Here is an 11907-nt window from a genome sequence, read left to right on the forward strand (position 1 = left end):
GCCAACCCTGGTGCCGGGGCAAAGGGGATCCTGCGCGCGGCCATCGAGGCGCCGTCACCGGCCGCCATGTCCCGGCGCGGCAGGCGGCCGCCCCCGGCGAGGTCCGGCCGGCCGCCGCCTGGGGTGCCCCTGCGGCCGCCGCTCCCGCGCCTGCGGCCAAGGCTTCGCTTCAGGCGACGGTCACCAGGAGCGCCTGGAACAGACCGACCAGGAATCCCAGCACCGCCCCCGACCACTCGACGAAGCGCAATTCCTTCCCGGCCAGCCGCAAGACCAGATCTTCAACGCCTGCCGGGTCGAGGGCCAGCAGCTTCCGTTCCACCACCGGACCCAGGCGCAGACCCTCGCCCGCGGCGGCCCAGAGGCCCTCGGCCAGCTCGGGAAAGCGGCGCGCCACCTCGTAGCGCGCCTCCTGGGCGATGCGATCGGCCAGCTGCAGGGACCAGGCGCGAGGAACCAGCGCCGGCAGGCGGGCCAGCACCGCCTCCCGCACCATCCGGGCCACCGCGTCGGCCGCCGCCCGGTCCAGTGGCAGCCGGCGCAGGTGTTCCCGCACATCGGCCGCCGTCAGCAGGTCCCGTTCCACCGCCTCGGCCAGGGCGCGGGCCAGGTCGGCCTGGCGGCGTGGCAAAAGGCCCTGCAAGGTCCATCCCACCCCCGGCACCCGCCAGGGCCGGATGGGCCGGAACAGGGCCCAGATGGCCACCCGGTTGGTGGCCCAACCGATGAGCCCGCCCGTCAGGGGCAGGGTGAACCACGCCGTGTCCACGGGCGTCCCTCCCGGCCGCCACTATACCACGGCGGCGGGAACGCCGGGCGCCTCCCCACCTGCGGGCCGGCGGTGGCTTGCCGGCGCCGGCCCGGCAGGGTCACCGGATCGGCGGGGCCGGAGCCGCCGGGCGCCGCTGCCGCGGGCGGCAGCGGGTGCAACCCGTGCAGACCTCCACACGGTTGCCGAAGACCTGCTCCAGCATGTCCCGGGTGTCACCGCCCAGCCCCTGATTGCGGCGGCGCAGGTGCACCACGAACCGGCGGGCGGCCACCGTCACCAGGGCACTGACCAGGGCGTCGCCGGGATCCGGCGCCACCCCCTCCCCCGGGCCGGCCACCCAGGCCTCTCCCGGTGGCAGGGACACGGCCCGCCCCTGCTCATCGGTCATGGTGAAGGCGCCCGACGGTTCCACCACCACATGGACCACATCCAGCCGCGGCACCTGCAGGTCGACGAACTGCCGCAGCAGCCGCACGAAGTCCCGGTACTCCCGGTCCAGCAGGTACTCGTCCACCGCCCGGTCCACGGCCAGCTCCAGGGCCTCCACGTAGTCCCGGCACCGGAACCGCAGGAACCCGTCGACCAGGAGCAAACCGGCGCCCTCCACGTACGCCGCCACCTGGCGGCTCAACTGGTAGCGGAGCTGCCCGTCCCGGGCCGGTGCGGTGGCCAGGTGCCGGCGGGCGTAGGCCAGGGCCTGGTGCCGCTCGTCGGGAGCCAGATGGGCGTAGCGGCGGGCGACCAGCCGCTGCATCAGGTGCCAGCGGTGCTCGTCGTGGATGAAGGCCACGATGGCCCGCACCACCCGGGCGCGCCAGTCGCGGAACAAGGGATCGGCCTCCGACGCGGGCACCGCCTCGCCCCTTCCGGCGGGGCCGGCACCGGTACCTGCGGGCGGCGTGGTCACCGGGTCCGCCGCGGCCACCCCGTTCGGGTCGCCGCCGGGCCGGCTCGGGGCCCCGGCGGCGCCGTTCCCGCCCCCGCGCCGGCAGGGCGGGTGCCGTGCACCCCGGGCTCGGCACCGGCCCCGGGCCGCCCCGCTTCCCCTGAGCCGCCGCGGGTTCTGCCCGGCAGGCCTCCGGGGGTGGCGGCGCCTCCGATGCCGGCGGTGCCGGGATGCGCTGCCGGGGCCGGCGTGGAGCGCAGGGAGGAACCGGCCGCCCCCGGGGCGGCATCGCGCCGGCGGGACGGGGCCCCGCGGGCGGCCGCGCCGGCGGTTGTGCCCAGGGCCCCTGAAATCCACCCCGGCCCTCCCAGGAACAGGCCGCCGAAGTCGTACCGCAGCTCCGCGGCCATCCGGCTCCAGGATGCGGCCGGACCCGGAGAACCCGGCCGCGCGCTTCCGGCCCGGCCGGGTTCCTCCCAGGTCCCGCCAGTGCCGCCGGGACCCCCGCCCGGGACCGCCGCCGGACCGGCCGGGGTCCGGCGGCCGCCCCGCAACGGCCCGTTCCGGCGCCGTCCCGGCAAGGCGGGGCCCTGGACGGCCAGGAAGAACCAGTTGCCGCACTGGTATTCGCTCAGCTGGGGCGGCTCGAGCCCGCAGGCCGCCGCCAGGGGGGTAAAGGCGGCCACCTCCTGCTCCAGCCGCTGGCGCAAGGAATCCGGCGGTTGGGCGGTGCCGATGACCAGCAGGTCGGACATTCCCATCGCTCCCTTCCCCGCCGCCTTCCCCCGTAGTGTGAGCACGGGGGCGGGGGGTCAACCGCCCGGCCCCATGTCACCGATATGGCCGGGCGAGGGAGGACATGCCGGGTCAGCGTGGGCGGCCGCGCGATGCAGCGGCGGTGCGGCGGCGATCAAGGCACCCATGTCCGGCCTGCCAGCAGCGGGCCCAGGGCGATCACCTGAACGGTCACTCGAACGGCCACCTGAACGACCGGATTAACGACCGCCGGCGCGACCGGCCGCCGCAAAAGCAGAAGACCCGGCCGCCGGGTGGGGCCGGGTTCCGATAACAGCTCCGGGCCAGGTGAAGGGCGGAACCGGCTAGCGGAAGCCCGAGGCGCAGGGCGAAGGCGAGACAGGGGGCGAAAGCGGGGGCCGGCGCGGCACCGCGTCCGGCAGTCCCGGGGTCGGCCCGGTGGCCGCGGTCAGGAGGTGGCGGCGTCACGGTCCCCGGGGGCGGCACCGTCCCGGCTGGTCGGGCCGCCTTCAGCCGGCCCCACCGTGCCAGCCGGCTCACCGCCAAGAGCGGCCCGGACGGCGGGGTCCGTCGCCTCCCAAACCTGGGGCGCCCGGGCGCGGATGGCCTCCCCCACCGCCCGCCGCTGGGCGTCCGAAAGCCCCTCCAGGTCGATCACCCCTTTAAGGGCCCGGGACATGTCGTTGACGTGACGCGCCAGGTGCTTGTACCCCACCATGGCCTGCCGGTCGATCCACATAGGACTGGCCACGGCGCCCCGCACCCCGCGCCCGCCGGCGCCGCCCTGGGCGATCCAGACCACCCAGTACTGGCGGGCCCCGGGCACCTGGGCCGGATCGTCCACCCAGCGTACCCCCTGCTCGACCGGCGATTTGGCGTGCAGGGCACCCGGCGACACCGTGGCCCGGTCGCCGTCCACCAGGATGGCGGCCAGGCCCCCCAGATGGCTGTGGGGCCCCGGCCGGGTTCCTACCAGCTGCAGCCGCACGGCCCCGCCGCCCCCACCGGCGCTGCCCCCACCGCCGGACGCACCGCCGGATGAAGGCGCCGGACTGCCCTGGCCGCCCGGGGAACGCACTGGCGGAAGCGTTTCGCCTGAGGGTACCACGCGCCATCCCTCCATGGGTCGAGGCCGGGTCAAGGCCCGCTCCGGGTGAAGACACGCTTCCAGGGCGTCAAGGCCCGCCCGCGGCGGCTCCGCCCGTGCTCCGTCCGGTTTCCGGACGAACCTGCCCGCAGCGCCCGCCCGGCACGCCGCCGGCGGGCATGCCGGCGGGACCGGCCGGTCCGGCGCGCCGGACGGGCCGGGAATACCGGGCCCGCCCTCAACTGTCCCGGGTCGGCCGGCGGGCGGGCATCTCCTCCAGGCGGACGGGCACGCGGAACAACTCGGCGCCGCGCAGCACCGTCACCTCCAGCTGGTCGCCGGGCCGGCGGCCCACCAGCCGCTTGCGGACGTCGCCGATGGTGTCCACATGTTCCCCCTGCACCGCCACGATCATGTCGAAGACCTGCAGGCCGGCCTTCTCCGCCGGGCTGGAGGGCATCACCCGGGTGATGACGATGCCCCGGTCGGCCGGCAGTTCGAAGGTGCGCACCCAGTTGTCGTCGATCACCTCGGCGTACCCCTGGATACCCAGCCACAGGTGCCGCACGGCCCCCTCCTGCAGGATCTGGCCGGCAATGGCCTCCACCAGGTGGACCGGCACGGCAAACCCCAGGCCATGGCCCTCCAGCTTGACCGTGGTGAGCCCGATGACCCGGCCGTCGAGCAGGGCCAGGGGCCCGCCCGAGTTGCCCGGGTTGATGGGCGCGTCCGTCTGGATCAGCCCGTCCAGCGGCGTACCCTGCGGGGTAGGAAGCGACCGGTCCACCGCGGAGATGATCCCCATGGTCACCGTGGTGCCCAGGCCGAAGGGGTTGCCCACGGCGATCACCGCCTGGCCGGGCTTCAGGCTGCGCGAATCGCCCAGCGTCGCTGCCGGCAGGGGGCCGCTGGCGATCTCCACTACGGCCACGTCGTACAGGCGGTCGCGGCCGGCCACCGTCCCGGTGACCCGCTTGCCCGACGGCAGGAGGACCGTGACCTCCGCCGCGCGACCGACCACGTGGGCATTGGTCAAGATCAGGCTGCGGCCCGGCTCGGAGCGCCAGATCAGGCCGGAACCCACGGCGTCGATGAGGCGCCGCCCGCCGCGCCGGTGCTGCCGCGCGATCTGCACCACCGACGGGCTCACGGCCTCCACCGCGCGGGTGATCCACTGGGACAGGGGGTCCATCCAGGGCTCGGTCACTCCGAAGCCTCCTCTCTCCCTTGAGGAAGGCCGGGAGCGCGGGCCACCGGCCCACGCTCCCGGCCGGCGAGCGCGCCCCGCGCAGGTGCGGGTCGCGCCGTGGCGCCGCACGCCATGGAGGCGCCTTTCGCCTCCGCGGCATGCGGATCCTTCGCAGGATGACTTTGACTATCACTGACGTTCGTTTTCATTCTACGCCTCCGGCTCCCGGACGGTCAATGAACCGCCGCCGGCAGGGGAACCGGTAGCGGAAGGGGCCGCCGGCAACAAAAACGGGCACCGGCCCTGCTCTCCGGTGCCCGTCGTGGGCGGTAGTGGACTCGAACCACTGACCCCGTCGACGTCAACGACGTGCTCTACCAACTGAGCTAACCGCCCGCTCAACCCCTGCGCTGCAGGACGGATTATAGGAGCCGCGCGGCTGGCCTGTCAACCCGGCCTTCTGCAGGCCCCGGCTCCCTCCCGGGACCCGGGAGCATCCGGGGAGCCACTTCCCTCGCCCCTCTTGCAGCTGCAGGTGCGCTGCAGATCCAGATGGGGAGGTCGATCCGGACCTCCCGCCGGCGGTCCTCCGCCGGTGAACGTTCCGCCGAAGGACCGCTCCTGAGGCCGCGGCCGGATTCGAACCGGCGAGTAAGGGCTTTGCAGGCCCCTGCCTTACCACTTGGCTACGCGGCCTTGCTTCACCGACGCGACCCTGCTTTCACGGCGCGGCTTTGCTTCACCGGCGCGACCCCGCCGGCGGCCCGGCCTTGGCCGACGGGAGCGTGGGCATTGCCGCCGGCAGCCCCTATGCCTGGAAGCCCGCGAGCCGGGCCGATTGATCCGCCCTCCGATTATACCTTGCCGGGTGTGCGCTGCAAAGCCGCCCTGGACCGCAGGATGGGGAGGCACGCCGTGAAAAGGGGCGAAACGCTCCCTAAGCTGACCTTCGCCGCCACCGGGGTGCCCGGCGCCGCCCCAAGGCGCCACAAAAGGGCGCCACAACACAAAAGGAACCGGGACAGGTCCCTGCCGCACCTGTCCCGGAGCGGAGCCGTGAGCGGGAGACGGGATTCGAACCCGCGGCCTTCTGCATGGCAAGCAGACGCTCTACCCCTGAGCTACTCCCGCATGAGACCCCATGGCAGGGTCTTTGCGACCGGAACCAGCGCGGAGGACCGCGACCCGCGCCCGGCACCGGATGCGTGCCGGGCCGTCCTGCCCGGGCGGCCCGGCGGCGTTCATTTTAGCAACCCCTCCGTATCCTGTCCACACCACCCGTTGCCAGCCGTGAGGCCCCGGTCCGGCAGCCGCCGCCCGCAGCGCGAGGCCGCTGCCCCACCGCCGGCCTGCCGCTCCCGGGGTCGCATAGCCCCGCCTTGCCAGCCCCGGCCCCAACGTCCCTCTGCCGCGGCAGGTTCCGGAGCGGCAGGCATCCTTCCCTTCGGGTGCGAAAAACAAGAAACGGGTTCCGACACGAAAGGACGGTGGAGCTTCGGTGGCCGTGAGTTCTCGCTACAACCCCACCTGGGATCTGGAAACCTTCTTCCCCGGTGGCAGCGCATCGCCCCAGTTTGAATCCTTCCTGGCTTCCCTGGCCCAGGACCTGGACCGCCTGCGGCAGGAGGTGCGCCGGCTCGACCCCGGCGCTCCGGCGGCACACTGGGAAAACCTGGTCAACGGCCTGCAGGACGCCGGCGCGCGGCTGGGGCAGGCGGGCGCCTTCACCTACTGCCTGGTCTCCCAGGACACCACCGACGAGCGGGCGCGGCTGTTGCTCACCCGCGTGGGCGAGCTGCGCGCCACCTACAACAACCTGTGGACCGACCTGGACCGGCACCTGCTGGCGGTGTCCGATCCCGCCTGGCAGGCCCTCCTGGAGCACCCCGGCCTGCGGGAAGTGGCCTTCGCCCTGGACGAACGCCGCCGCCGGGCCCGGGAGCGCATGAGCCCCGAGCTGGAATCCCTGGCCGGCTCGCTGGCGGTCGACGGCTATCATGCCTGGGGCGACCTCTATGAGCTGGTGGCCGGCCGCATCCGGGTTCCCGTGCAGGAAGGGGATCGCACCGTCCACCTCTCCGTCGGTCAGGCGGCCAATCGCCTGGAGGATCCCGACCGGGCCGTCCGCGCGGCCGTGTTCGACCGCTGGGAGGCGGCGTGGGGTCAGGAGGCCGAGGTCATCGCCGCCGCCCTCAACCACCTGGCGGGGTTCCGCTGGCAGTGGTACCGGCGCCGCGGCTGGGATGACATCCTGAAGGAGCCCCTGGACGAGAACCGGATGCAACGGGCCACCCTGGAAGCCATGTGGGATGCCGTCGCCCGCAAGCGCGGCGCCCTGCTGGAGTACTTCCGCTGGAAGGCCGAACGGCTTGGGGTCCAGCGGCTGGCCTGGTTCGACGCCCATGTGCCCGTCTACCAGGCCCAGGGCAAGGTGACGTACGACGAGGCGGCGGACTTCGTCATCGAGCAGTTTGCCCGCTTCAGCGACGAGCTGGCGGGGCTGGCCCGGCGCGCCTTCAGCGAGCGCTGGATCGAAGCCGAAGACCGCCCCAACAAGCGGGCCGGCGGGTTCTGCACGGGATTCCCGCTGAGCCGGCAGTCCCGGATCTTCATGACCTTCGGCGGAACGGCGTCCAACGTGGGCACCCTGGCCCACGAGCTGGGACACGCCTACCATCAGTGGCTGATGGACGACCTGCCCGTGCTGGCCCGGGACTACCCCATGAGCCTGGCCGAAACGGCCTCCACCTTCGCGGAGCGGGTGGTCACCGACGCCGCCATCCGGCATGCGCCCGACACGGACACGCGCCTGGCCTTCCTGGAGCAGCAGGTGCTGGACGGGGTCGCCTTCTGCATGAACATCCACGCCCGCTTCCTGTTCGAGACGGCCTTCTACGAGGCGCGCCGCCAGGGTCCCCTGAGCGTGGCGGACCTCAACGGCCTGATGGAAGACGCCCAGCGCCGTGCCTACCACGACAGCCTGGACCGGTACCACCCGTACTTCTGGGCGTCCAAGCTGCACTTCTACGCCACCGACGCGCCGTTTTACAACTTCCCCTACACCTTCGGCTTCCTCTTCAGCTCCGGCCTGTACGCCCGGGCCCGGGCCGAAGGACCGTCGTTCGCCCGCCGCTACGCCGCCCTGCTGCAAGACACCGGCCGCATGACGGTGGAAGACCTGGCCCGCCGGCACCTGGGCGTGGACCTGACCGGGCCCGCCTTCTGGGAAGAGGCCCTGGACGCCGCCCTGGCGCCCCTGGACGAGTTCCTGCAGCTGGCGAGGGCGGCGGGCAGCGGCAAGTAACCCCGAGCTCCAGGCCCGGCAGGCGATGCCGTCCCCGGGGACGAACCGGCCAGGGGGTGGAGGCCCGTCCAGCGGGCGCTCCACCCCCTTCTTTCACGACCGCCGCCGCGGCTCGAAGGTCTTGCAGCAGGTGTCAGTAGCCTGGCGCGCCGGCGTTCCACCCACCCGGCTCGACAGCTCCTGGATTTCGGCCGCATCGAACCGGTTGGGAAACCGGTCGCTGACCCAGTCGTGGGTGATGAGGATCTGCTCGGCGTCGCAGTAGTTCCCTTCCCGCCAGTAGTGGCAGTCGGCCACCGTGCAGCGCACCCCGACGAGCACCGCGCTCCCCCCCTTGCTTGCCCGGGCGGCGCCTGGAACACCTCGACCGGCGCCTCGGCGCCTGCGCCCCCGGCCCAGGCGCCGAGGCGCCTGCCCGGGTTCCACTGGAAAAGCATGGCCCGGCCGGGCGATTCTTATCCAGGTCCAGGTGTGGCGGCCTCCGCCCGGCCGACGGGGACCCGCCCGGTGCACGGCGCCGTGGCGGCCGGTCCCCAGGGACAGCTGCTGGCCGCGGTGCCGGGACGGGCTGGCGGGGCCCATGGCCACCCCCAGGGCCAGCGTTTGGGACCGCCAACAGAAAACCCGCGAAGCCTTGCGCCTCGCGGGTTTCTTGCTTGTGGCCCAGGGCGGAATCGAACCGCCGACACGGGGATTTTCAGTCCCCTGCTCTACCTACTGAGCTACCGGGCCTCATGGTCCTTTTGTCGTGTCGATCGTCCTTTTGTCGTGTCGATCGCCCTGCCCGCACCGGACGGACGGCCGTGTTTCCGGCTTTCCTTCCGGCCGGGTCCTTGCCGCGCGCCGGCTTCTTCCAGCACGACCGGCGCCGCGACCGACCCCTACTATACTGCAACCCCAGCCGTCGCTGCAAGACAACAACTGGAGCAGGGCGGTGTGGGCGAACCAGGAATCGAACCTGGGACCCCTCGCTTGTAAGGCGAGTGCTCTACCGCTGAGCTATTCGCCCATCGGCCAAAAGAGGATGCCGCCCCAGCACGGGAGGCTGCCGAGCGCCATCACCGGAGCTGCCCGGAGGCGCTTCCCCGTCCCGGGTTGCCCGGGCCCGGCGGGCCTGCCGCCCAAGCCCAGCCCGACGGCTCAGCGCTGCACGGGCCCACCGGTGGCGGCCGCTGCCCAGTATACCACCCGCAACCCGCGGGGGTAAAGGCGCCGGCGGCCTCGGGAACCCGGGCGCCACGGGGTGCAAGGCGCGCGGCCCCGGCGGCCCGAGCGCCGCAAGGTTTCAGGCCTTCAGGCCGGCGGCCACAGTTTCAAGCCCGTCTCCCCGTCGGGTGCCCGCTCCAAAGCCGGCCCGTCCAGCACCCAGATGGCGTACTCGCAGGCGAAGACCTGCGTCCCCTCCAGTACGTGCCCGCCCCACGCCCGCCCCTGGGCGTCGCCCAGGGTCAGATGCAGGTGGACGAAAGGCTCCGCTTCGCCGCGCAGCCGGCTGATGTTTCCGGTGCCGGCCAGGATCTCGGCCGGTTCGTCCAGCTGGAAGTCGAGATAGCGCTGCTCCGCCTGGTCGTAGAAGGCCAGGCGCGCCCGCTCCACTGCGCCCAGCAGCTGGACCCAGCCCGTGACGATCCGGTGCTGGCGGGCCAGGGCGGCCAGGGCCGCCAGGATGTCGTCACCCCGGCGCAGCCGTCCCACGATGACCCGGTTCAGGCTGAATTCCGGCAACGGGCGCTCCCCCTCTCCGCGGCGGGCCACCGCCAGACCGCCGGCATGCCTGCCGCCGGCAGATCTTTGTGTGGAGCCGCGGCGGACCCTCAGGCCAGGCCGCGGGCCGGCCCGCCGGCGGCCGGTTCGTCCCGGTGGGCACGGTGGGCTTCCCGGGACAGGCGATGTCCGCGATACAGCATCCAGACGCCGATGAGGTTGGCTACCGGCAGCACCGCCGGCACCCCGAACCGGGTGAGGGCGCCGCCCGATGAGAGAACCAGGGTCCCGGCCAGCAGCCACAGAGCGTAGGGATGCCGCGCCCTCCACCAGGAGGCAACGGCGCCGCCCAGGAGCAGCAGGGCACCGGGGATGGTCAGCAGGGGCGAGTAGGCGCGGACGCCGGGGTCCGCCCACCCCTCGCCGCCCACGGGCCCGCCGCCCGACAGGGCCGCCAGGTCGACCGGGGTACGGATCGCCGCCACCAGCATGGCCATGCCGATGACGGCCAGCACCACCAGGATGGCATGGGCCCACGCCCGGCGGAAGACCAGATAGGCGGTCCCCGCCCCGAAGGCCGCCACCAGCCAGGCCGCCCCCACGTACCACAGGCGGTACAGCCAGGGGCTCCAGCCCGCGAGGGAGGCGACGGCGTCGGCCAGGGCACTGGCCGCGAAGAGCATCAGGGCGACGAACCAGCACAGGGAACTGGGCGCGCGCCGCCGCAAGAAGCTGCGTCCGACCTCCCCGGCGAAAACCAGCGCCAGGAGGCCGCCGGCGGCGTGAAGGCCCGCCGTCAACCAGGTCACGGTGGCCCTCCTATCCCGGCCCGCCGCGTCACACCGCCTCGACGTCGGTGACGCCCGGAACCCGCTCGCGCAGGATGCGCTCGATGCCGGCCTTGAGCGTCATGATGGACATGGGGCAGCCGACGCAGGCACCGATGAGGCGCACCCGCACCACACCGTTCTCGTCCACGTCCACCAGCTCGATGTCCCCACCGTCCATCTGGATGGCGGGGCGGATGGATTCCAGCGCCTGTTCCACCTGCTCGCGCATGATCGGGCCCTCCCATCGGCCCGCGCCGCGCGGCGCGGGCGGTCCTCTGCCCGGGGGCGGTGAAGCACCGTCACCTCGGGCCCGGCAAGCGGGCACCGCCGGTGGCGGGCTGCCGGCCGAGGCGCTTCCCGTCGCCGCCCCGGCCTTCATGGTCTCGACCTCATTATAGAAGACCGGGCGAGCCGCGGCCATGGCGGGGACCCGTTCCACGCCTTGCCAGGTTGCCCGGCGCCGGCAGGCCGGCACACTACGGTTGGACCCGCCCGGTCGACCCGCCCGGGCGGGATCGGGGGGATCCACCATGGCAAGACGCCGCCTGATGTCGGAAGCCCTGCGGGAAGACCTGGCCCGCGAGCTGGGCGTGTACGAGCTGGCCGCCCGCCACGGCTGGGGTGCCGTGCCGGCTCGGGAGTGCGGCCGCCTGGTCCAGCAGGCGGTGCTGCGAGCCGAGGCCCTGCTGGCCCAGCAGGAGGGGCGCCCGGACGCGCCGTTGATGCGCCAGCAGGGGGCCGGCCCGGCTCCGCACGCCCTCTCACCGCAAGTGCCGCCGTTCGTCCAGAACCCGTCGCCCTGGCCCGGGCCGTGGTTCGGGCATGCCACGGCCGCAGCACGCCCCGGGCCCGCCCACCCCGCACCCGCCCAGCCCTCCGCCCCAGGGGGCCGGTCGCCGGCGCCGCAACCGGCCGTCGCCCCCTTTCCTGCACCCGGGTTCCCGGATCCCAGGGCAGCCGCCGGGGCACCGGCGGGGTTGGGGACGAACCCGGCCGCGGCGGGCGGTTCCCCGGCCGCAGGGCACCTGGCACCTCCCCAGCCCTGGCGGGCCGGGCAGCCCGGACCCATGGTTCCCGCCGCGGCCGTCGTGACAACGGCGGCGGCGGCAAGGGCCGGCGGTCCCTGGCCGGTCTAGGAGGTGGCCAGGGCGCGATCGTTGCGGGGGACCGGGCCGGCCGCCGGCCGCCGGTCCCCCGGCCTCGTGCCCGGGCCTTCCTTCGGCGTGTCAGCCCTCCTGGTGCCTTGTCCCCTGACCGGTGCCGTGGCCACCGGCACCCGCCGGCGGCCCCGGATCCCCCGGAGGTCCGGCCGGGCCCCACACCTGTGCGTTCCGGGGACCCCTTCGTTCCCGGCGCCGCTCCCGCCTCCGCGGCTGGAG

The 11907-nt window shown here is 73.8% G+C and carries 11 protein-coding genes and 5 tRNA genes; 2 read left to right on the top strand and 14 right to left on the bottom strand.

From position 1 onward, the window contains the following. Positions 1-169 precede the first annotated feature (169 nt). The 8 genes from THESUDRAFT_RS06620 to THESUDRAFT_RS06655 form a co-directional block, all read right to left on the bottom strand. Positions 170-769, bottom strand: coding sequence for a DUF445 domain-containing protein (locus tag THESUDRAFT_RS06620; RefSeq protein ID WP_040826344.1), 600 nt, complete (start codon positions 767-769; stop codon positions 170-172). Positions 770-869: 100 nt separating this feature from the next. Then, complete coding sequence (gene ytxC, locus THESUDRAFT_RS06625; RefSeq protein WP_207635422.1) at positions 870-1601, bottom strand: putative sporulation protein YtxC; 732 nt, start codon at positions 1599-1601, stop codon at positions 870-872. 74 nt (positions 1602-1675) lie between these two features. Continuing rightward, positions 1676-2413: a hypothetical protein gene (locus THESUDRAFT_RS13405; RefSeq protein WP_040826348.1), complete on the bottom strand. Its 738-nt coding sequence runs from the start codon at positions 2411-2413 to the stop codon at positions 1676-1678. 449 nt (positions 2414-2862) lie between these two features. Continuing rightward, the gene (locus THESUDRAFT_RS06635) at positions 2863-3402 is read right to left on the bottom strand and encodes a YwhD family protein (protein WP_006903988.1); all 540 of its coding nucleotides are present in this window, start codon (positions 3400-3402) and stop codon (positions 2863-2865) included. Between the two features lie 337 nt (positions 3403-3739). After that, complete coding sequence (locus tag THESUDRAFT_RS06640; protein ID WP_006903989.1) at positions 3740-4708, bottom strand: S1C family serine protease; 969 nt, start codon at positions 4706-4708, stop codon at positions 3740-3742. 305 nt (positions 4709-5013) lie between these two features. Continuing rightward, a tRNA-Val gene (locus THESUDRAFT_RS06645) sits at positions 5014-5086 on the bottom strand. Positions 5087-5314: 228 nt separating this feature from the next. Further along, a tRNA-Cys gene (locus THESUDRAFT_RS06650) sits at positions 5315-5386 on the bottom strand. 363 nt (positions 5387-5749) lie between these two features. After that, positions 5750-5821 (bottom strand) — tRNA-Gly (locus tag THESUDRAFT_RS06655). A 367-nt stretch (positions 5822-6188) separates the two neighbouring features. Between THESUDRAFT_RS06655 and THESUDRAFT_RS06660 the strand changes: the two genes are divergently transcribed. Beyond that, positions 6189-7994 carry a M3 family oligoendopeptidase gene (locus THESUDRAFT_RS06660; protein WP_006903991.1) on the top strand — a complete coding sequence of 602 codons (1806 nt, stop codon included), beginning with the start codon at positions 6189-6191 and terminating at the stop codon, positions 7992-7994. Positions 7995-8087: 93 nt separating this feature from the next. On the opposite strand, the gene THESUDRAFT_RS13725 is transcribed toward THESUDRAFT_RS06660, so the two are convergent. The 6 genes from THESUDRAFT_RS13725 to THESUDRAFT_RS06690 form a co-directional block, all read right to left on the bottom strand. After that, positions 8088-8315: a DUF1540 domain-containing protein gene (locus THESUDRAFT_RS13725; protein ID WP_006903992.1), complete on the bottom strand. Its 228-nt coding sequence runs from the start codon at positions 8313-8315 to the stop codon at positions 8088-8090. 338 nt (positions 8316-8653) lie between these two features. Continuing rightward, positions 8654-8726 (bottom strand) — tRNA-Phe (locus tag THESUDRAFT_RS06670). Positions 8727-8931: 205 nt separating this feature from the next. Further along, positions 8932-9003 (bottom strand) — tRNA-Val (locus tag THESUDRAFT_RS06675). A 284-nt stretch (positions 9004-9287) separates the two neighbouring features. Then, a complete protein-coding gene (locus tag THESUDRAFT_RS06680) occupies positions 9288-9719 on the bottom strand; it encodes a PPC domain-containing DNA-binding protein (RefSeq protein WP_006903993.1) in 432 nt (143 codons plus the stop codon). A gap of 89 nt (positions 9720-9808) precedes the next feature. Continuing rightward, complete coding sequence (locus tag THESUDRAFT_RS06685) at positions 9809-10507, bottom strand: hypothetical protein (RefSeq protein WP_006903994.1); 699 nt, start codon at positions 10505-10507, stop codon at positions 9809-9811. Positions 10508-10535: 28 nt separating this feature from the next. Then, positions 10536-10757, bottom strand: coding sequence for a NifU family protein (locus tag THESUDRAFT_RS06690; RefSeq protein ID WP_006903995.1), 222 nt, complete (start codon positions 10755-10757; stop codon positions 10536-10538). 301 nt (positions 10758-11058) lie between these two features. On the opposite strand from THESUDRAFT_RS06690, the gene THESUDRAFT_RS14435 reads away from it, so the two are divergent. Further along, positions 11059-11664 carry a hypothetical protein gene (locus tag THESUDRAFT_RS14435; protein WP_006903996.1) on the top strand — a complete coding sequence of 202 codons (606 nt, stop codon included), beginning with the start codon at positions 11059-11061 and terminating at the stop codon, positions 11662-11664. Positions 11665-11907 lie beyond the last annotated feature (243 nt).

The organism is Thermaerobacter subterraneus DSM 13965, from assembly GCF_000183545.2.
In the GTDB taxonomy this organism is placed as follows: Bacteria; Bacillota; Sulfobacillia; order Thermaerobacterales; family Thermaerobacteraceae; genus Thermaerobacter; species Thermaerobacter subterraneus.

Excerpts from the sequence above, each read along its gene's own strand:
- THESUDRAFT_RS14435 (WP_006903996.1), top strand. The coding sequence starts at position 11,059 with ATGGCAAGACGCCGCCTGATGTCGGAAGCCCTGCGGGAAGACCTGGCC.
- THESUDRAFT_RS06690 (WP_006903995.1), bottom strand. The coding sequence starts at position 10,757 with ATGCGCGAGCAGGTGGAACAGGCGCTGGAATCCATCCGCCCCGCCATC.
- THESUDRAFT_RS13405 (WP_040826348.1), bottom strand. The coding sequence starts at position 2,413 with ATGTCCGACCTGCTGGTCATCGGCACCGCCCAACCGCCGGATTCCTTG.